At 67.4% G+C, this 20,883-nt stretch carries 12 protein-coding genes and 3 rRNA genes; 12 read left to right on the plus strand and 3 right to left on the minus strand.

The window, feature by feature from the left end; translation table 11 throughout:
- The first annotated feature begins 361 nt into the window (after positions 1 to 361).
- The 5 genes from ahcY to rrf all read left to right on the plus strand — a co-directional run bounded on the left by ahcY (position 362) and on the right by rrf (position 8,371).
- Positions 362 to 1,819, plus strand: coding sequence for an adenosylhomocysteinase (ahcY, locus tag J8403_RS25785; RefSeq protein WP_086710652.1), 1,458 nt, complete (start codon positions 362 to 364; stop codon positions 1,817 to 1,819).
- Positions 1,820 to 1,954: 135 nt separating this feature from the next.
- A complete protein-coding gene (locus J8403_RS25790) occupies positions 1,955 to 2,572 on the plus strand; it encodes a hypothetical protein (RefSeq protein WP_211125238.1) in 618 nt (205 codons plus the stop codon).
- A 655-nt stretch (positions 2,573 to 3,227) separates the two neighbouring features.
- A 16S ribosomal RNA gene (locus J8403_RS25795) occupies positions 3,228 to 4,747 on the plus strand.
- Between the two features lie 288 nt (positions 4,748 to 5,035).
- Positions 5,036 to 8,154 (plus strand): 23S ribosomal RNA (locus J8403_RS25800).
- 100 nt (positions 8,155 to 8,254) lie between these two features.
- Positions 8,255 to 8,371, plus strand: a 5S ribosomal RNA gene (gene rrf / locus J8403_RS25805).
- The 16S, 23S and 5S rRNA genes sit together here, the layout of an rRNA operon.
- Positions 8,372 to 8,672: 301 nt before the next feature.
- Here the strand turns inward: rrf and J8403_RS25810 are convergent.
- Positions 8,673 to 9,941, minus strand: a complete 1,269-nt coding sequence (locus J8403_RS25810; protein WP_211125239.1) for a DUF7544 domain-containing protein — start codon at positions 9,939 to 9,941, stop codon at positions 8,673 to 8,675.
- Between the two features lie 149 nt (positions 9,942 to 10,090).
- Here J8403_RS25810 and mtnA point away from each other — a divergent pair, with 149 nt between their 5' ends.
- From mtnA to J8403_RS25845, 7 genes are all read left to right on the plus strand, one after another.
- A complete protein-coding gene (mtnA, locus tag J8403_RS25815; protein ID WP_211125240.1) occupies positions 10,091 to 11,248 on the plus strand; it encodes an S-methyl-5-thioribose-1-phosphate isomerase in 1,158 nt (385 codons plus the stop codon).
- The gene (mtrA, locus tag J8403_RS25820; protein ID WP_014061181.1) at positions 11,245 to 11,922 is read left to right on the plus strand and encodes a two-component system response regulator MtrA; all 678 of its coding nucleotides are present in this window, start codon (positions 11,245 to 11,247) and stop codon (positions 11,920 to 11,922) included. Before mtnA ends, mtrA begins: the two co-directional genes overlap by 4 nt.
- A gap of 64 nt (positions 11,923 to 11,986) precedes the next feature.
- Positions 11,987 to 13,960: an MtrAB system histidine kinase MtrB gene (gene mtrB / locus J8403_RS25825; RefSeq protein ID WP_211125241.1), complete on the plus strand. Its 1,974-nt coding sequence runs from the start codon at positions 11,987 to 11,989 to the stop codon at positions 13,958 to 13,960.
- Positions 13,950 to 15,827 carry an LpqB family beta-propeller domain-containing protein gene (locus J8403_RS25830; RefSeq protein ID WP_211125242.1) on the plus strand — a complete coding sequence of 626 codons (1,878 nt, stop codon included), beginning with the start codon at positions 13,950 to 13,952 and terminating at the stop codon, positions 15,825 to 15,827. Before mtrB ends, J8403_RS25830 begins: the two co-directional genes overlap by 11 nt.
- 120 nt (positions 15,828 to 15,947) lie before the next feature.
- Positions 15,948 to 16,805 (plus strand): ComF family protein, encoded by an 858-nt coding sequence (locus tag J8403_RS25835; RefSeq protein WP_211128431.1) that lies wholly within the window; start codon positions 15,948 to 15,950, stop codon positions 16,803 to 16,805.
- 315 nt (positions 16,806 to 17,120) lie between these two features.
- The gene (hpf, locus tag J8403_RS25840) at positions 17,121 to 17,810 is read left to right on the plus strand and encodes a ribosome hibernation-promoting factor, HPF/YfiA family (protein ID WP_014061177.1); all 690 of its coding nucleotides are present in this window, start codon (positions 17,121 to 17,123) and stop codon (positions 17,808 to 17,810) included.
- A 222-nt stretch (positions 17,811 to 18,032) separates the two neighbouring features.
- Entirely contained in the window at positions 18,033 to 18,782 is a 750-nt protein-coding gene (locus J8403_RS25845) for a response regulator (protein ID WP_059149118.1), read from the plus strand.
- A 109-nt stretch (positions 18,783 to 18,891) separates the two neighbouring features.
- Here J8403_RS25845 and J8403_RS25850 read toward each other — a convergent pair whose 3' ends face one another.
- Complete coding sequence (locus tag J8403_RS25850) at positions 18,892 to 20,076, minus strand: winged helix-turn-helix domain-containing protein (protein ID WP_211125243.1); 1,185 nt, start codon at positions 20,074 to 20,076, stop codon at positions 18,892 to 18,894.
- Between the two features lie 137 nt (positions 20,077 to 20,213).
- Positions 20,214 to 20,870: a GNAT family N-acetyltransferase gene (locus tag J8403_RS25855; RefSeq protein WP_211125244.1), complete on the minus strand. Its 657-nt coding sequence runs from the start codon at positions 20,868 to 20,870 to the stop codon at positions 20,214 to 20,216.
- Positions 20,871 to 20,883 lie beyond the last annotated feature (13 nt).

The following is a 20,883-nucleotide window of genomic DNA, read 5'->3' on the forward strand; positions in this document are numbered from 1 at the left end:
CCGCGCTCGCGGCATCGTGCAATACATCCGGCCAGGATCAAAGCGACGGGGTGAGCCACCGGGGCTTCCCGAGCGGCTTGGCCGTCGGCGCAGGTCATGGCCTTACGGCCGAAGATGGCCCATGGGGGCTGGGGTTCGCTGCGCCGATCGGTGTAGATTCGTGACCGAGCCAGACGTCGCTGCTGATGGCGGTCGGGCGGCCCGTACAGCGGGTCGGCCGAGGGAGAGAGGGCCTCCGACGGACTGCGCACTGTGAGGTAGAAGGGGACAGGTGTGCCCGCTGTGCGGGGCCCTGCCCAGCGCCTCACATGCCCAGCCGAAACCACTCTCGCTCGCACACGATCGAGGAGGAGCAGCACTCATGACGACAGCCGTCTCCGGTCAGGACTTCAAGGTCGCGGACCTCTCCTTGGCTGCCTTCGGCCGTAAGGAGATCACCCTCGCCGAGCATGAGATGCCCGGCCTGATGGCGATCCGTAAGGAGTACGCCGAGCAGCAGCCCCTGGCCGGCGCCCGTGTCACCGGCTCCCTGCACATGACCGTGCAGACCGCCGTGCTGATCGAGACCCTGGTCGCCCTCGGCGCCGAGGTCCGGTGGGCCTCCTGCAACATCTTCTCCACCCAGGACCACGCCGCGGCCGCGATCGCCGTCGGTCCGAACGGCACTGTGGAGAACCCGCAGGGCATCCCGGTCTTCGCCTGGAAGGGCGAGACCCTGGAGGAGTACTGGTGGTGCACGGAGCAGGCCCTGACCTGGCCCGGCACCCCCACCGGCGGACCCAACATGATCCTGGACGACGGTGGCGACGCCACCCTCCTCGTCCACAAGGGCGTCGAGTACGAGAAGGCCGGCGCCGCCCCTGACGTCGCCACCGCCGAGAACGACGAGCACCGCGTCATCCTCGAGCTGCTGAACCGCACCATCGCCGAGAACCCGCAGAAGTGGACGCAGCTGGCCTCCGAGATCCGCGGGGTCACCGAGGAGACCACCACCGGCGTGCACCGCCTCTACGAGATGCAGCGGGACGGCCTGCTGCTCTTCCCGGCGATCAACGTCAACGACGCGGTGACCAAGTCCAAGTTCGACAACAAGTACGGCTGCCGCCACTCGCTGGTCGACGGCATCAACCGTGCGACCGACGTGCTGATCGGCGGCAAGGTCGCGGTCATCTGCGGCTACGGCGATGTGGGCAAGGGCTGCGCCGAGTCGCTGCGCGGCCAGGGCGCCCGGGTGATCATCACCGAGATCGACCCGATCTGCGCGCTGCAGGCCGCGATGGACGGCTACCAGGTCGCCACCCTGGACGACGTGGTGGAGACCGCCGACATCTTCATCACCACGACCGGCAACAAGGACATCATCATGGCCGCGGACATGGCCAAGATGAAGCACCAGGCGATCGTCGGGAACATCGGCCACTTCGACAACGAGATCGACATGGCCGGCCTCGCCGCCCTCCCGGGCATCGTGAAGGACGAGGTCAAGCCGCAGGTCCACACCTGGACCTTCCCCGACGGCAAGACGCTCATCGTGCTCTCCGAGGGCCGTCTGCTGAACCTCGGCAACGCGACCGGTCACCCGTCGTTCGTGATGTCCAACTCCTTCGCGAACCAGACCATCGCCCAGATCGAGCTCTTCACCAAGCCGGAGTCGTACCCGACCGACGTCTATGTGCTCCCCAAGCACCTGGACGAGAAGGTCGCCCGCCTCCACCTGGACGCGCTCGGGGCGAAGCTGACCACGCTCCGGCCCGATCAGGCCGCCTACATCGGCGTCCCGGTCGAGGGCCCGTACAAGCCCGAGCACTACCGCTACTGATCGCATCCGCTGATCGCACCGGCGCCGCCGACCGCACGGTCGGCGGCCGCTGACCCGGCCCGCGCCCCGGCGGGGGCCCCAGGGCCCGTCCGCGCCGTCCGGCCGGGCGGGCCCGACGCTCGTCAAGGACCTCATATGCCCCGCGGCCGCTACTCCCTCCACGACCCGCACGACCACACCCCGCTGGGTGAGGAGCACTTCCAGTGCGCGCCCGGTCCCAGCGGATGGCGCTATGTCGCACAGCGAACCTCACCTTCCGGCGATCACGCCGGGTCCGTGGACCTCACCCTCGACGAACTGGGCCGGCCGCTCAGGGTCGAGCTGCACGCGTCGAGCTGGCAGGTCAAGGGCGCCGCACTGGACGGGGTCACCTGGGTCCGTACCGATCCCACCGGGGAGCACGCGACCGAGGGCAATGTCGGCGCCCACGCCTTCACCGGCGCTTCCCCCGCCTTCCTGGTCGCCGTCTCCCGTCTGCTGAGGCTGGAGCCGGGCGCCGGGGCCGTCCGCGTCCGCCTCGTGGCCTTCACCGATCCGGTCCTCGCGCCTCTGACCCTGGACCAGTCCTGGGCACTTCGCGACCGAGCCGGACACACCACGGACACGGGCCCACTCGTCGTGGATGAATACGAGGTCAGCGAGCTGGACACCGGAGAGGTCAGGACGGTCCATATCGCCGGCGACGTGGTGCTCGCCGCCCCCGGCATCGAGCTGGAGGACCTGGAGAGCCCGCCGTCGTCCTTCGCCGCCTGACCGCCGCCGCATCCCCTCTGACCTGCGGCGTTAGGAATCTTCCGCGATTCCCTTGACGCAGGGAGCACGGATGCGTACGTTGGAATGTCGCGGCGGACGGAGAGCCTAGGCCCTCCGACGACGCCACAGAAAAAATCTTCCCCGGGGTCCTTGACGAGGTTCGCCCAGGGAGGTAGGTTTAAACGGTTGTGGTGAGCAGTGTCTGCTCACTCACGGACGCTTGATCTGAACTCGCTCCGCAGACGGATGGAAATCCAACGGAGCACCTTTTGACACCCGCGGACATCATCCGAAGCCGATTAGGTTCGGCGGATGCGTGTCTGCTAAAGTCGAAAACACGCCGAAAGGCAAAGGCCACTCCAACGGCCACCGGAATCAAAATTCGGACCGGAAACGGACCGAAAAGAATCTGGTAAGGTTGGAAACACCGAAGGGAAGCGCCCGGAGAAACCGGTGAAACGGTTTCGAAGGAAGCGTCCGTTCCTTGAGAACTCAACAGCGTGCCAAAAGTCAACGCCAGATATGTTGATAACCCCGTCCATCTCGGACGAGGTTCCTTTGGAAAAATACACAGCGAGGACGCTGTGAGCGGACTGGATTATTCCTCCGGTCTGCTCCGCTCTCGTGACTGTGTGACCGGGATATCCCGGAAGCATTCACGGAGAGTTTGATCCTGGCTCAGGACGAACGCTGGCGGCGTGCTTAACACATGCAAGTCGAACGATGAACCGGTTTCGGCCGGGGATTAGTGGCGAACGGGTGAGTAACACGTGGGCAATCTGCCCTGCACTCTGGGACAAGCCCTGGAAACGGGGTCTAATACCGGATATGACACGCTCCCGCATGGGATGCGTGTGGAAAGCTCCGGCGGTGCAGGATGAGCCCGCGGCCTATCAGCTTGTTGGTGGGGTGATGGCCTACCAAGGCGACGACGGGTAGCCGGCCTGAGAGGGCGACCGGCCACACTGGGACTGAGACACGGCCCAGACTCCTACGGGAGGCAGCAGTGGGGAATATTGCACAATGGGCGAAAGCCTGATGCAGCGACGCCGCGTGAGGGATGACGGCCTTCGGGTTGTAAACCTCTTTCAGCAGGGAAGAAGCGAGAGTGACGGTACCTGCAGAAGAAGCGCCGGCTAACTACGTGCCAGCAGCCGCGGTAATACGTAGGGCGCAAGCGTTGTCCGGAATTATTGGGCGTAAAGAGCTCGTAGGCGGCTTGTCGCGTCGGATGTGAAAGCCCGGGGCTTAACTCCGGGTCTGCATTCGATACGGGCAGGCTAGAGTTCGGTAGGGGAGATCGGAATTCCTGGTGTAGCGGTGAAATGCGCAGATATCAGGAGGAACACCGGTGGCGAAGGCGGATCTCTGGGCCGATACTGACGCTGAGGAGCGAAAGCGTGGGGAGCGAACAGGATTAGATACCCTGGTAGTCCACGCCGTAAACGTTGGGAACTAGGTGTGGGCGACATTCCACGTCGTCCGTGCCGCAGCTAACGCATTAAGTTCCCCGCCTGGGGAGTACGGCCGCAAGGCTAAAACTCAAAGGAATTGACGGGGGCCCGCACAAGCGGCGGAGCATGTGGCTTAATTCGACGCAACGCGAAGAACCTTACCAAGGCTTGACATACACCGGAAACCTCTGGAGACAGAGGCCCCCTTGTGGTCGGTGTACAGGTGGTGCATGGCTGTCGTCAGCTCGTGTCGTGAGATGTTGGGTTAAGTCCCGCAACGAGCGCAACCCTTGTCCTGTGTTGCCAGCGGGTTATGCCGGGGACTCACAGGAGACTGCCGGGGTCAACTCGGAGGAAGGTGGGGACGACGTCAAGTCATCATGCCCCTTATGTCTTGGGCTGCACACGTGCTACAATGGCCGGTACAATGAGCTGCGAAGCCGTGAGGTGGAGCGAATCTCAAAAAGCCGGTCTCAGTTCGGATTGGGGTCTGCAACTCGACCCCATGAAGTCGGAGTCGCTAGTAATCGCAGATCAGCATTGCTGCGGTGAATACGTTCCCGGGCCTTGTACACACCGCCCGTCACGTCACGAAAGTCGGTAACACCCGAAGCCGGTGGCCCAACCCTTGTGGGGGGAGCCGTCGAAGGTGGGACTGGCGATTGGGACGAAGTCGTAACAAGGTAGCCGTACCGGAAGGTGCGGCTGGATCACCTCCTTTCTAAGGAGCGCATAGCCGACTGCGAGCGCATGTCTCGCACGGTTTGCTCATGGGTGGAACGTTGACTATTCGGCACGGCCGTCTGGTCCGCCGTCTCTAGTACTGCCCTTCGGGGCGTGGAACGAGACCGCTGGATGCAGGGGTCGGGCCGGGCACGCTGTTGGGTGTCTGAGGGCACGGGCTATGACGCTCGTCCCTTCGACCGGTCCCGGTGAACCACATCAATGGGTGTGGGTGACGGGGTACGGGTCGTTGTTTGAGAACTGCACAGTGGACGCGAGCATCTGTGGCCAAGTTTTTAAGGGCGCACGGTGGATGCCTTGGCACCAGGAACCGATGAAGGACGTGGGAGGCCGCGATAGGCCCCGGGGAGCTGTCAACCGAGCTTTGATCCGGGGGTGTCCGAATGGGGAAACCCGGCAGTCGTCATGGGCTGTCACCCATACCTGAACACATAGGGTATGTGGAGGGAACGCGGGGAAGTGAAACATCTCAGTACCCGCAGGAAGAGAAAACAACCGTGATTCCGGGAGTAGTGGCGAGCGAAACCGGATGAGGCCAAACCGTATGTGTGTGATACCCGGCAGGGGTTGCGCATACGGGGTTGTGGGAATGAGCTTCAGTCGTCTGCCGGCGACTGGGCAAGTCAGAAACCATTGCGATAGGCGAAGGACATGCGAAAGGTCCGGCATAGAGGGTAAGACCCCCGTAGCTGAAATCGTGATGGCTTGCTTGCTCATCTCCCAAGTAGCACGGGGCCCGAGAAATCCCGTGTGAATCTGGCGGGACCACCCGCTAAGCCTAAATATTCCCTGGTGACCGATAGCGGATAGTACCGTGAGGGAATGGTGAAAAGTACCGCGGGAGCGGAGTGAAATAGTACCTGAAACCGTGTGCCTACAAGCCGTGGGAGCGTCGGACATCAGCTTGCTGGTGTCTCGTGACTGCGTGCCTTTTGAAGAATGAGCCTGCGAGTTTGCGGTGTGTTGCGAGGTTAACCCGTGTGGGGAAGCCGTAGCGAAAGCGAGTCCGAATAGGGCGTTTTAGTAGCGCGCTCAAGACCCGAAGCGGAGTGATCTAGCCATGGGCAGGTTGAAGCGGAGGTAAGACTTCGTGGAGGACCGAACCCACCAGGGTTGAAAACCTGGGGGATGACCTGTGGTTAGGGGTGAAAGGCCAATCAAACTCCGTGATAGCTGGTTCTCCCCGAAATGCATTTAGGTGCAGCGTCGTGTGTTTCTTGCCGGAGGTAGAGCACTGGATAGGCGATGGGCCCTACCGGGTTACTGACCTTAGCCAAACTCCGAATGCCGGTAAGTGAGAGCGCGGCAGTGAGACTGTGGGGGATAAGCTCCATGGTCGAGAGGGAAACAGCCCAGAGCATCGACTAAGGCCCCTAAGCGTACGCTAAGTGGGAAAGGATGTGGAGTCGCAGAGACAACCAGGAGGTTGGCTTAGAAGCAGCCATCCTTGAAAGAGTGCGTAATAGCTCACTGGTCAAGTGATTCCGCGCCGACAATGTAGCGGGGCTCAAGCGTACCGCCGAAGTCGTGTCATTGCAGCATGAGGTCCAACGACCGCTGTGATGGGTAGGGGAGCGTCGTGTGCCGGGTGAAGCAGCCGTGTAAGCGAGTTGTGGATGGTTCACGAGTGAGAATGCAGGCATGAGTAGCGATACACACGTGAGAAACGTGTGCGCCGATTGACTAAGGGTTCCTGGGTCAAGCTGATCTGCCCAGGGTAAGTCGGGACCTAAGGCGAGGCCGACAGGCGTAGTCGATGGACAACCGGTTGATATTCCGGTACCCGCTTTGAAGCGCCAACGTCGAACCAGGCGATGCTAAGTCCGTGAAGCCGCCCCGGAGCCTTCGGGCAAAGGGGAGTGGTGGAGCCGACGGACCAGACCTGTAGTAGGTGAGCGATGGGGTGACGCAGGAAGGCAGTCCAGCCCGGGCGGTGGTTGTCCCGGGGTAAGGGTGTAGCCCGAGGGGTAGGTAAATCCGTCCCTCACATGGGTGAGACCCGATGCCGAGCCGATTGAGGCGAAGTGGATGATCCTATGCTGCCGAGAAAAGCCTCTAGCGAGCTTCATGGCGGCCCGTACCCTAAACCGACTCAGGTAGTCAGGTAGAGAATACCGAGGCGTTCGGGTGAACTATGGTTAAGGAACTCGGCAAAATGCCCCCGTAACTTCGGGAGAAGGGGGGCCATTGCTGGTGATCACCCTTGCGGTGTGAGCCGGTGGTGGCCGCAGAGACCAGCGAGAAGCGACTGTTTACTAAAAACACAGGTCCGTGCGAAGCCGTAAGGCGATGTATACGGACTGACGCCTGCCCGGTGCTGGAACGTTAAGGGGACCGGTTAGTCACACTTCGGTGTGGCGAAGCTGAGAACTTAAGCGCCAGTAAACGGCGGTGGTAACTATAACCATCCTAAGGTAGCGAAATTCCTTGTCGGGTAAGTTCCGACCTGCACGAATGGCGTAACGACTTCTCGACTGTCTCAACCATAGGCCCGGTGAAATTGCACTACGAGTAAAGATGCTCGTTTCGCGCAGCAGGACGGAAAGACCCCGGGACCTTTACTATAGCTTGATATTGGTGTTCGGTTCGGCTTGTGTAGGATAGGTGGGAGACTGTGAACCCTGGACGCCAGTTCAGGGGGAGTCGTCCTTGAAATACCACTCTGGTCGTGCTGGATGTCTAACCTGGGTCCGTGATCCGGATCAGGGACAGTGTCTGGTGGGTAGTTTAACTGGGGCGGTTGCCTCCTAAAGAGTAACGGAGGCGCCCAAAGGTTCCCTCAGCCTGGTTGGCAATCAGGTGTTGAGTGTAAGTGCACAAGGGAGCTTGACTGTGAGACCGACGGGTCGAGCAGGGACGAAAGTCGGGACTAGTGATCCGGCGGTGGCTTGTGGAAGCGCCGTCGCTCAACGGATAAAAGGTACCCCGGGGATAACAGGCTGATCTTCCCCAAGAGTCCATATCGACGGGATGGTTTGGCACCTCGATGTCGGCTCGTCGCATCCTGGGGCTGGAGTCGGTCCCAAGGGTTGGGCTGTTCGCCCATTAAAGCGGTACGCGAGCTGGGTTTAGAACGTCGTGAGACAGTTCGGTCCCTATCCGCTGTGCGCGTAGGAGTCTTGAGAAGGGCTGTCCCTAGTACGAGAGGACCGGGACGGACGAACCTCTGGTGTGCCAGTTGTTCTGCCAAGAGCATGGCTGGTTGGCTACGTTCGGGAGGGATAACCGCTGAAAGCATCTAAGCGGGAAGCCTGCTTCGAGATGAGGACTCCCACCCACTTGATGGGTTAAGGCTCCCAGTAGACGACTGGGTTGATAGGCCAGATATGGAAGCCGGGTAACCGGTGGAGTTGACTGGTACTAATAGGCCGAGGGCTTGTCCTCAGGTGCTCGCGTCCACTGTGTTGGTTCTGAAGCAACGAACCGTATTGAGCCCCCCTTTGTTGTTCCTTTGGGGTGTGGTTCCGGTTCAACTTCATAGTGTTTCGGTGGTCATAGCGTTAGGGAAACGCCCGGTTACATTTCGAACCCGGAAGCTAAGCCTTTCAGCGCCGATGGTACTGCAGGGGGGACCCTGTGGGAGAGTAGGACGCCGCCGAACAATTTTTAGCCTCGGTCCCGAGCACACATAGTGCTCGGGACCGAGGCTTTTTTGCGTTCCCATTCGATCGGATGTTCCACCGGATCGAGTGAATAAGGCTCAGCGTCCTGGCGTGGCGCGGTGGATGGCACGCAGAGTTGTCTGTGAGGCCGGGGGCCGACAAGCCCGTTGACGACCGGTCAGCAGACCGCAGGCGCGACGCCGAGCGGGCGGACGGGGGAGGTGAGGGCCTGTGAGAGTGACGACCTGTGCGGTGAAGGGGCGTCGGGTGACGTCCCCTTCGTGCCCGCCTGTGGTGCCGTCAGTTCCCGGATGTCGAGGCGACGGTCGGCTGGTCCTTGCCATGGCCTTGCGTGGGGTCGTCCGCCATTCCCGCGGCGCGGGCGAGCTCGAGGTCGAGCGCCTCGCGCCGGATGCGCTGGTCCATATAGAGAAGGGCCGTCACACCCGCGCTGATCGGGAAGGTGATGGTCGAGCTGAGCACTCCGCCGACACCGACCACGATCAGGAAGGTCCAGCTGACGGAGACGGATTCGCCGGAGAGCCAGTCCATGGCGTTGTCCCCGCCGATGACCATGGCGATCAGGCTGGTGGGGATCTCGACGATGGCACCGACGATGAAGACCAGGACGACGGCCAGCAGTTGGATGCCGAAGACGCGCCCCCACGCACCGCGCACCAGCTTGAAAGAGCGTCGCAGGGCCTTGATGATCCCCTGCTTCTCCAGCATCAGCGCGGGAGGGGCGAGGCTGAAGCGGACCCAGAGCCAGGCGGCGACGCCGGCCGCGGCGAACCCGCCCAGAGAGGCGAGTGCGGCGCCCTCGCTGTGCACGCCCGCGAAGGCCAGCAGCAGACCCGGCGTCATACCGGCCGCGATGACGGCCACTGCGATGGTGGGGATCAGAAGGAGCAGCCCGCACAGCTGAAGGAGGTGCGGGCGGGCGCCGCCCCATGCCTCCTTGGCGGACACGGACCGGCCCAGCACCGCCTGGGCGGTGACCACGGTCAGCAGGGCGGTGGTGACGATCGTTCCGAGGACGCCGAGCAGCAGGGTGACTCCGCTGTCCCCGAGTGCGGCGCCGACGGCGCGCATCGCCTGGCTGACGGTGGCGTCCGGATCGTCGAGGACATTGCTCTCGTTGCCGCGGGCGTCGTTGAACCAGAGTCCCGTGGCGGCCGTGATCAGACCTTGGGTGACGATCGAGACGATCAGCGAGATGCCGAGGACCGTGCGCCAGTGGGCGCGCATGATGGACACCGCGCCGTCCAGGATCTCGCTGACGGCCAGCGGCCGCAGCGGAATGACACCGGGGCGGGGAGCAGGCGGCTGACGCCGGCCGGCGCCCCACCCGCCGCCCGGCATGGGAGCGGGCGGCACCTGTGGTGGCGTGGGGCCTCTTCCCGACGCGGTCCAGCGGCCCGGCGGCGGCTGGCGACGGGCCCACTGGCCGCCCCAGGTGGGCTGCTCCGGGGCGGGCTGGTCGGCGGGCTCGTCCTGCTGCTGAGCGCCGTGGTCCGGTTCGTCGGAAGGGGACGATCCGGGCGGGGCCCAGCCCGGAGTGTCATTCATCGTCGCTCCGTAGGTTGTTCGTTGACCGGCCGCGGCGTCCGCGGCGGCCGTATGCCAGCCATCGTGCCACGGCGTATTCCGCCTCGTACCGGTCACTGGGGGCGGTCCGGCACTTCAATAGTCGGTGGCGCACAGGGCAGACTGGGCGGATGGCTGATCAGCGTCCGGTGTCCCCGGAAGCCCCCATACCTCCCACCGCCTTGGCGCTGCGCTGGGAGGAGCCCCCGGAGGGGCCCGTACTGGTACTTCTCGACCAGACCCGGCTGCCGGCCGAAGAGGTCGATCTGGTGTGCACCGATGTGCCGGCGCTGGTGGAGGCGATCCGCTCGCTCGCCGTGCGCGGCGCCCCGTTGCTCGGCCTCGCCGGGGCATACGGGATCGCGCTCGCCGCGGCCCGGGGTTTCGATGTGGACGAGGCCGCCGAATCGCTTGCCCATGCCCGTCCCACGGCCGTCAACCTCGGCTATGGCGTCCGCCGGGCCGTCGCCGCCTATCACGCGGCGATCCGGGACGACGCGGACGACGCTCAGGCCGCCGCGGCCGCCCTCGCCGAGGCCCGGGCCCTGCACCGGGAGGATGCCGAGGCCAGCGACCGCATGGCGGCCCATGGTCAAGCGCTCCTCGATGAGCTGTTGCCTGCCGGTGGTCATCGGATCCTCACGCACTGCAACACCGGCGCACTGGTCTCCGGGGGTGAGGGGACCGCCCTCGCCGTGGTCAAGGCGGTGCACCGGGCTGGGCAGCTGCGGCGGCTCTGGGTGGACGAGACCCGGCCCCTGCTCCAGGGGGCGCGGTTGACCGCGTACGAGGCGGCGCGTGCCGGTATGGCGTACACGCTGCTCGCCGACAACGCGGCGGGTTCGCTGTTCGCGGCCGGTGAGGTGGACGCGGTGTTGATCGGGGCGGACCGGATCGCCGCGGACGGCTCGGTGGCCAACAAGGTGGGCAGCTATCCGCTCGCGGTGCTGGCCCGCTACCACCATGTGCCCTTTGTGGTGGTAGCCCCGACCACCACGGTGGACCCGGCCACTCCCGACGGAGCCTCGATCGAGGTCGAGCAGCGCCCTGGACATGAGGTGACAGACATCACAATTCCTTACGCCCCCATCGCCGGGCATGAGGCGGGCACCGGAGTGCCGGTCGCTCCGCTGGGGACACAGGCCCACAATCCGGCTTTCGACGTCACACCACCCGAGTTGGTGACGGCGATCGTGACCGAGGACGGTGTGATCTCTCCGGTCACAGCGGACGGTATCGCCGAGCTGTGGGCCAGGTCACGATCGGGTAATGGGATGATGTCGATATGAAGGGACGCGTCCTTGTCGTCGACGACGACACCGCACTGGCAGAGATGCTCGGCATCGTGCTGCGCGGCGAAGGCTTTGAACCGTCGTTCGTGTCGGACGGCGACAAGGCTCTTGCCGCCTTCCGCGAGACCAAGCCCGATCTGGTGCTGCTCGATCTGATGCTGCCCGGCCGGGACGGCATCGAGGTCTGCCGGCTGATCCGGGCCGAGTCTGGGGTGCCGATCGTCATGCTCACGGCCAAGAGCGACACGGTCGATGTGGTGGTCGGGCTCGAGTCCGGGGCGGATGACTACATCGTCAAGCCGTTCAAGCCGAAGGAGCTGGTGGCCCGGATCCGGGCGCGGCTGCGGCGTTCCGAGGAGCCGGCGCCGGAGCAGCTGGCCATAGGCGATCTGGTGATCGATGTGGCGGGGCATTCGGTGAAGCGGGACGGCCAGTCGATAGCGCTGACCCCGCTGGAGTTCGATCTTCTGGTGGCGCTGGCCCGTAAGCCGTGGCAGGTGTTCACCCGTGAGGTGCTGCTGGAGCAGGTCTGGGGCTATCGGCATGCCGCCGACACCCGGCTGGTGAATGTGCATGTGCAGCGGCTGCGGTCGAAGGTCGAGAAGGACCCGGAGCGGCCGGAGATCGTGGTGACCGTGCGCGGTGTCGGCTACAAGGCCGGGCCAAGCTGAGATGACGGGTGGTACGGCGCCGCAGCCCGGAGGACCGGGAGGCGGGGCTCCGGAGGGTGCCCGGATGGGGCGGCCCGATCCGGCGGGTGAGATACCGCTGCTGCGCAGGTTGTGGAGCGGTGGACATCTGCTGCCCGACGGGGCTTCCGGAGGGCCGGCCCATCCGGTGATCCGGCTGTTCGGACGGTGGGTGCGCCGTCCGCTGCTGCCCGCTGCCCGGCTGTGGCGGCGGAACATCCAGCTGCGGGTGGTCGCCACCACGCTGCTGATGTCGCTCGGTGTGGTGCTGCTGCTGGGCCTGGTGGTCATCGGGCAGGTGCGCAACGGATTGCTGGACGCCAAGCGCCATGCGGCGCAGGGGCAGGCAGTCGGCGGGTTCGAGGTGGCCGAGCAGATGGCCGACCGCAAGAGCGACTCCCGTGGCCAGGACGGGCCGGGGGCCGGTCCCGAGGACTCCGGCGCCTGGCTGAACGCGCTGGTGGAGCAGCTCTCCAGCGGTGGCAAGGGCGCGTATTCGGTGGTGGCGCTCAGTTCCGACTCCGGTGAGACGCCCTATGTGGCCAGCCGGGGGCCGCGGGCTTCGGGCGATGTCCAGCCGGACAGCGTGCCCGCCGATCTGCGCCGTCGGGTGGACGAGGGCCGGACGGCGCCGTATGAGCGCTACGGAAAGATCGTGCACGCGGGCTCCGGCGACTCCGAGCCCGCGCTGATCATCGGCAAGCGTCTGGACGACAACAACGGCGACGCCTACCAGCTCTACTACCTCTTCCCGTTCAGCCAGGAGGAGAAGTCGCTGAGCCTGGTCAAGGGCACCCTGGCCACGGCCGGGGTGTTCGTGGTGGTGCTGCTGGGGGCCATCGCCTGGGTGGTGGTCCGGCAGGTCGTGACGCCCGTAAGGATGGCGGCGGGGATCTCCGAGCGGCTGGCGGCCGGTCTGCTCCAGGAGAGGATGAAGGTCACCGGGGAGGACGACATCGCCCGCCTGGGGGAGTCGTTCAACAAGATGGCGCAGAACCTCCAGCTCAAGATCCAGCAGCTGGAGGAGCTCTCCCGGATGCAGCGTCGCTTCGTCTCCGATGTCTCTCATGAGCTGCGCACGCCGCTGACGACCGTAAGGATGGCGGCGGACGTCATTTACGAGGCGCGTGAGGACTTCGACCCGATCACCGCGCGCTCCGCCGAGCTGCTGTGGGGCCAGGTCGACCGCTTCGAGTCGCTGCTCAGCGATCTGCTGGAGATCAGCCGGTTCGACGCGGGAGCGGCCGCGCTGGAGGCCGAGCCGATCGATCTGCGCGATGTGGTGCACCGGGTGGTGGACGGGGCCGAGCCGCTCGCCGAGGCCAAGGGCACCCGGATCCTGGTGCGGGGCGCCGAGGCGCCGGTGATCGCGGAGGTGGACACCCGCCGTGTCGAGCGGGTGCTGCGCAATCTGGTGGTCAATGCCGTGGAGCACGGCGAGGGCCGCGATGTGGTCGTGCGGCTCGCGACGGCGGGCGGTGCGGTGGCCGTCGCGGTGCGGGACTACGGCGTCGGGCTCAAGCCCGGCGAGGCGACGCGGGTGTTCAACCGCTTCTGGCGGGCCGATCCGGCCCGTGCGCGCACCACCGGCGGCACCGGTCTCGGCCTGTCGATCGCGGTGGAGGACGCGCGACTGCACGGCGGCTGGCTGCAGGCGTGGGGTGAGCCCGGCGGCGGTTCGCAGTTCCGGCTGACGGTGCCGCGCACCGCGGGCGATCTGCTGCGCGGCTCGCCGATCCCGCTGGAGCCCGAGGACTCCCGGCGCAACCGCCGTACGGATGACGCCGGGGACCCGCAGCCCCCGGCGGAGCGGCTGGCGGCGGTGCCCGCGCAGCCGCGGTCCGCGCTGCCCGCCGAAGCGGCGGCGCCGTCGGCCGACCCCACGGCCCTGCCGGGCAATGGGGCGCGGGTGGTGCGTGGCGCCCCGGAGACGCCGTCCGACGGGTCGCTGGGCGGCAGGGCGCCGGCCGCCCGGCCGACGACATCGAACGAAGGGGAGGGCCGCCCTCGTGGGCGCTGACCGTGCCGACCGCCGCCGCTTCCGCCGCCGTGGGCGCCGCCCGGACGGCCGGGCCCTGAGCACGCCCGCGCTGCTGGCCTGTGGCGCCCTGCTGCTGTCCGGCTGTGCCTCGATGCCCGACAGCGGCGATGTGCGGCGGGTGGACTCCTCACCGCGCTCCGACGTCGATTCGCAGGTCCGGGTGTACGGGGTGAGCCCGGGCAAGGGTGAGCAGCCCGCGGAGCTGGTCTCCGGCTTCCTGGAGGCCACGACGAGCGACGAGGAGAACTTCGGCACCGCGAAGGAGTACCTGACCAAGAGCGCGGTGAAGCGGTGGCAGCCGTTCGCGGCCACCACCGTGCTGGAGCAGGCTCCGGATGTGCGGGTGGAGACGGACCCGGGGGACCGGGACGGCAGCGGTAAGACGGTCGTGCTGTCGGGCAAGCGGATCGCCGTCGTGGACGAGACGCACGCCTACAAGCCCGATGAGCAGCCGTACGAGGAGCGCATCCATCTCACGCTGAGCGGTTCGGAGTGGCGGATCGACGGGCCGCCGCGGGGGCTGATCCTCGGTGAGTCGGACTTCCAGCGCATCTACCGCTCGGTCAACAAGTACTACTTCGCCGATCTGGGTCCGGACGCCGAGGAGTCGACGGCCGGGGACAACGTGCTGGTGGCCGATCCGGTCTATGTGCGGCGCCGTATCGATCCGGTGACCGCGACCGTCAAGGCGCTGCTGGGCGGTCCGACGGAGTGGCTGGAGCCGGTGGTCAGCAGTTCCTTCCCGCGCGGTTCGGCGCTCGGCCGCCGGGACGAGCGGCTGTCGCTGGACGACTCGAACACGCTGAAGGTCCGGCTGAGTGACCGGGCGGCGCAGGTCAGCGCGGCGCGGTGTGCCCGGATGGCGGCGCAGACGCTGTTCACGGTCCAGGATCTGGGCGAGGGCTCGTCCGAGGTCAGCGGGGTGCGGCTGGAGCGGCAGAACGGTTCGGAGCTGTGTGCCCTCTCCAGCGACGGGGCGCGTGCCTACGCCCCGGACGGGGTCGAGGGCCATCCGCGCCACCAGTACTTCGTGGACTCCGATCATCGGATGGTCCGGCTGTCCGACGACGAGGATCAGCCACAGCCGGTTCCGGGGCCGTTCGGCTCCGATGGCGCGGGTCTGGGCACGGTGGCGGTCTCCCGCGACGAGCGGGACGCGGCGGGGGTCACCGCCGACGGTCAGGCGCTGTACGTCAGCCAGATGGCCCCGGGCGCCGAGCGCGGCAAGGTGCGGCTGCGCAGCCAGGGCGGCAGCGTGGAGCACGGTCTGACGGCGCCGAGCTGGGACGGGCTGGGCGGTCTGTGGGTGGCCGACCGCAATCCGCAGCGGCCGAGGCTGCTGCGGCTGCGGGGCGGCACCGGAGCGGCGGACGAGGTGGCGCTGCCGCGGCTGGACGGCGGCCGGATCACGGCGCTGCGGGTCTCCGCGGACGGATCCAGGATCGCGATGCTGGTCAAGCGGTCCGGCCACACCACGCTGCGGCTCGGCCGGATCGAGCGGCGGGGCACCGAGGCGGCCCCGAAGCTGTCGGTGGGGGCGCTGCGGGCGGTCGCGCCGAAGCTGGAGGACGTGGACACCTTCTCCTGGGCGGGCGACAGCCGGCTGGTGGTCGCGGGCCGGGAATCGGACGGGGTGCAGCAGCTGCAGTACGTGGAGACGGACGGCTCGCCGGCGAACATCCCGGAGGTGCCGGGTCCGAACGGCGTGCAGTCGATCGGTGCCTCGGAGGACCAGACCCGGCCGCTGATCGCCGAGACCAGGGAGAACGGCATCGTGCGGCTGCTGCCGAACACCGACTGGAAGACCGTGGACCAGGACGGTTCGGCTCCGGTCTACCCCGGCTAGCCGGGGCCGCGGCGGCAGCTTCTGGGCGAGGACACCGGTCGGGGTGGCGCGGTTGTCCACATGTGCGCGGTTGTCCACAAGGGGTGGCGCGCGGGCTTGGCCGCCGGGACAGTGGTGTTCATGCGGGGCTGGTGGCAGGAGATCGCCGATCTGGTGCTGCCGGGCGACTGTGCCGGATGCGGTCGGCCGGGCGGCGCGTTGTGTGAGCGTTGTCGTGGGGCGCTGCGCGGGTCCGGGGCGCGCCGGGTGGAGCCGAGCCCGGTGCCGCCGGGGCTGCCGGTGGTCCATGCGGCGGTGGACTACGTGGACGAGGCGCGGGCGGTGCTGCTCGCGCACAAGGAGCGCGGAGCGCTCCGGCTGGCGCGGCCGCTGGGCGAGGCGCTGGCGGGGGCGGTGCGGGCGGCCTGTCCCGGGCCGGGGCCTGGCCCACTGCCCGGCTCAGAGCCCGGCCCACGGCCCGGTGCGGGGTCCCCAAGGCGGCCGGGCGCGGGATCGGACCGGGTATCCGGGGCGAGACCGGGTACTGGATCGGGAGCGTGTGCCGGGGCGAGACCCGGGTACGGATCCGGGGCGAGACCCGGCGGCGGTCCGCTGCTGCTGGTGCCGGTGCCATCGGCCCGGCGTGCGGTGGGCGCCCGGGGGCATGACCCGGCCCGGCGGATCGCGCTCGCCGCGGCGGGTGTGCTGCGCGGTGGTGGGTGTCCGGCGCGGGTCCCGGCGGTGCTGCGCCAGCGGCGCCGGGTGAGCGACCAGTCGAGGCTGGACGCTCGGCAGCGGCGGGCGAATGTGACGGGGGCGCTGGGAGCGGTCCCCGGCAGCGGCCGGCTGCTGGCGGCAGGTCCGGTCGTCCTGGTGGACGACCTGATGACGACGGGGGCCTCGCTCGCGGAGGCGGCGCGGGCGGTGACGGCGGCCGGTGGGCTGGTCATCGGCGCGGCCGTGGTGGCCGCACCCCTGACGCGTATCAACCGGAACTGAATACGAAGCCGCATCGTTGCAGGTGGTAAGCGCGGCAAAGCACCTGATCGGAGGTACGTGCCGGTAGGGGGTGCCGACTTCCGACCGGTCGAGCTATGTTCGGTTGTGAGGAAAGGCGGGTGCTATGACTCGCTCATCCGCTTGGCGTGTTTTGCCTGCATTCTGGTGAGGCTTGGAACAAACGGGGTTGAGATCCTCTCCGTGGGAAGGAGGAGCTGAAAGCGCCAAGCCGATGGCTCCGGAGGACGCCGGAGCCAAGTGCACAAGGGATGACGCTCCGATACTGACTGGAGCTACCCGGGAACGGAGTTCTGCGTGGACATCGTCGTCAAGGGCCGTAAAACTGAGGTGCCCGAGCGGTTCCGGAAGCACGTGGCCGAGAAGCTGAAGCTGGATAAGATCCAGAAGCTCGACGGCAAGGTGATCAGCCTCGACGTCGAGGTGTCCAAGGAGCACAACCCGCGGCAGTCCGACCGCGCCGACCGGGTGGAGATCACGCTCCGCTCGCGCGGCCCGGTGATCCGGGCGGAGGCCGCCGCGGCCGATCCGTACGCAGCGCTGGACCTGGCGGCCAGCAAGCTGGAAGCACGGATGCGCAAGCAGCACGACAAGCGCCATACGCGCCGTGGAAACGGTCGCATTCCGGCCAGCGATGTGGCTGTCACCGTGCCCAACGCGGCCCGTATCAACGGGCATGGCGATATCGCACCCCAGCGCACGACGGAGACCGTTCCCACCACTCGGATGGGCCCCCTGGAAGTCCAGGGTGAGGGCCCCCTGGTGGTCCGGGAGAAGACCCACGCCGCGGCTCCGATGAGCCTCGACCAGGCTCTCTACGAGATGGAGCTGGTCGGGCACGACTTCTATTTGTTCGTCGACTCCGACACCAACCAGCCCAGCGTCGTCTACCGGCGGCATGGTTATGACTACGGGGTGATTCATCTTCAGCCGGAAGCGTTCGTCGGAGAGGCGCCCGGCGGCGCCGGTGGCGCACTCGGCGGCTGACCGAGAAATTCAGCCGAATCCAGCCTGATATGTAAGTGGTGCCCCGGAGCGCGTGCGCGCCTCCCGGGGCACCGCCGTGCGACCAAGGTAGGAACATTCCGCCGTCCGGGCATGAAATCATGGCCGGGCGGCCAACCGGTGTAGCGAATGCACCGGTTGACGCCAGACCGAGTGCACCCAGGGTGCGCACCGCAAGGGCCATGGCCTTCAGGGGGAGGAACGATGGCGGACAGCTTCGGGCCCGTGTCCGACGCCGGTGAACACCATGGCGTCGGTCCGGACGGGGGCGAGCCGCGCGGCGAGCCGCGCAAGGAGCCGATTCGGGTCCTCGTCGTGGACGACCACGCGCTCTTCCGGCGTGGGCTGGAGATCGTCCTGGCTCAGGAGGAGGACATCCAGGTCATCGGCGAGGCGGGGGACGGGGCCGAGGCCGTGGACAAGGCGGCGGATCTGCTGCCGGACATCGTCCTGATGGATGTGCGGATGCCCAAGCGCGGGGGGATCGAGGCCTGCACCGCCATCAAGGAGGTGGCACCCAGCGCCAAGATCATCATGCTGACGATCAGCGATGAGGAAGCCGACCTCTACGACGCGATCAAGGCCGGTGCCACGGGCTATCTGCTGAAGGAGATCTCGACCGACGAGGTCTCGACCGCCATCCGGGCGGTGGCGGACGGCCAGTCGCAGATCAGCCCGTCGATGGCGGCCAAGCTGCTGACCGAGTTCAAGTCGATGATCCAGCGCACCGATGAGCGGCGGCTGGTGCCCGCGCCCCGGCTCACCGACCGGGAGCTGGAGGTGCTCAAGCTGGTGGCGACCGGAATGAACAACCGGGATATCGCCAAGGAGCTGTTCATCAGCGAGAACACCGTGAAGAACCACGTGCGGAACATTCTGGAGAAATTGCAGCTGCACTCCAGGATGGAGGCCGTGGTCTATGCGATGCGGGAGAAGATCCTCGAGATCAGGTGACGGGTGAGCCGGAGCCCCGGATACGCCGGAGCCCCGGATACGCCGGAGCCCCGGATACGCCGGAGCCCCGGATGAGCCGGAGCCCCGGCCGGGCGTCCGCCGGGGTGGCTCAGGCGACGGCCGCCGCGAGCGGTGCGGCGAGCTCCGGGCGGTCGACACGCTCGACCTGTACGGAGTCACAGCCCACCCAGTCGGCCGCCTCCCGCAGCGCCTGCGCCATGGGGGCCACGGCCTTCGGCGACTCCAGGGACACCTGCCGGGCGATCAGGGTCGTCCCCTCCCGGGCCGGATCGACCCGGCCCAGCAGCCGCCCGCCCGACAGCAGCGGCATCGCGAAGTAGCCGTAGATCCGCTTGGGCCTGGGCACATACGCCTCCAGCCGATGGGTGAAGCCGAAGATCCGCTCGGTGCGCGCCCGGTCCCATATCAGCGAGTCGAAGGGCGACAGCAGCGTGGTGCGGTGCCGGCCGCGCGGCGGGGCGGCCAGCGCCTCGGGGTCCGCCCAGGCCCGCTTGTCCCAGCCCTCGACCGCCACCGGCACCAGCCCGGAGTCCGCGATCACCGCGTCCACCTGCTCGCCCTTGAGCCGGTGGTAGTCGGCGATATCCGCCCGAGTGCCCACGCCCAGGGACTGCCCGGCCAGCCGGACCAGCCGGCGCAGACACTCCCGGTCGTCCAGGTCGTCATGGAGCAGGGCGTCCGGAACGGCGCGCTCCGCCAGGTCGTACACCCGCTTCCAGCCGCGCCGCTCGACACACACCACCTCGCCGAACATCAGCGCCCGCTCGACCGCGATCTTCGCCGCCGACCAGTCCCACCACGGCCCGCCGTTCTTGGCCCCGCCCAGCTCGGTCGCGGTCAGCGGGCCCTCGGCGCGCAGCTGCTTCACCACCGTCTCGTACACCCCGTCCGGCAGCTCGTGGTGCCAGTGCGGACGGAGGCGGTAGGCGCGGCGCCGGAAGGCGAAGTGCGGCCACTCCTCGATCGGCAGCACACAGGCGGCATGCGACCAGTACTCGAAGGCGTGGGTGTCGCTCCAATAGGCCGACTCGACCGTCTTACGGCCGACGGCGCCCAGCCGTGCGTACGGAATCAGCTCATGCGAACGGGCCAGCACCGAGATCGTGTCGAGCTGCACCGCGCCCAGATGGCGCAGCACGCCGCGCACCCCGCCACGCCGGTCGGGCGCGCCCAGCAGCCCCTGGGCGCGCAGCGCGATCCGGCGTGCCTCGTCGGCGGAGAGCGTGGCCTCGGGTGTGCGGTCCACGGCGGACCCGGTGGCGGCGTTCGTCATGCGCGCCACCGTAGTAGCACCCACTGACAACGCCGCCGATCCCCGCCCGCGCCCGCCCGACACCGAGCACCGCCGCCCCGGGACGACTGTCCCGTGAGAGGCCGCGGCCCCCGGCCGACGGCCTCTCACGGCCTCTCTCAGACCGCTGACGGCGCCGTGGACGCCCGGCCGGACGCCTCGGAGGCCTGAGGTGCGTTGGACGTCTCCGACGCCTTGGAGGGCAGATAGGGCGTCGTCGACGGCAGTCCCCAGTCGGAGGGCAGCAGCGCGCCCCGCCAGGCGTCCCGCCGGGTCCCCTGATGGACGATCCGGGCGCGGTCCGTCCCCTCCATACGGAAGCCCACCCCGAGGGCGACCGCCCGCGAGCCCTCGTTCCCGGCCTCGCTGCTCCACTCCAGGCGCTCCACCCCCAGCCGGGTGAACGCCCACTCGATCACGGCCCGCGCCGCCTCGTCCGTATAGCCGCGCCGCCGGTGCTCCCGTACCGTCCAGTAGCCGAGCTCGGCCTGGTGCCTGGGAGTGCGCAGATGGGTCAGCCGCACCAGGCCCATGGCGCCGACGAGGATGCTGTCACTCTTGGTGACCACCGCGAAGTCGTAGGTCACGTCGTCGCGCCAGTTCTCCGGGCAGATCCGGCCGGTGAAGTCCTCCGCGTGCGCGCGTTCGTACGGAGAGGGCACGGCGGTCCATCGCTGGATGTCCGGGTCCTGACAAGCTGCGAAGACCGCGTCCGTGTCGATGGGCCGGAAGGGGCGCAGGACCAGACGCTCGGTGGTGAGGGTGACGGGCTCCATGCGTCCTGAGTCT

This window comes from Streptomyces yatensis (assembly GCF_018069625.1).
Taxonomy (GTDB): Bacteria; Actinomycetota; Actinomycetes; order Streptomycetales; family Streptomycetaceae; genus Streptomyces; species Streptomyces yatensis.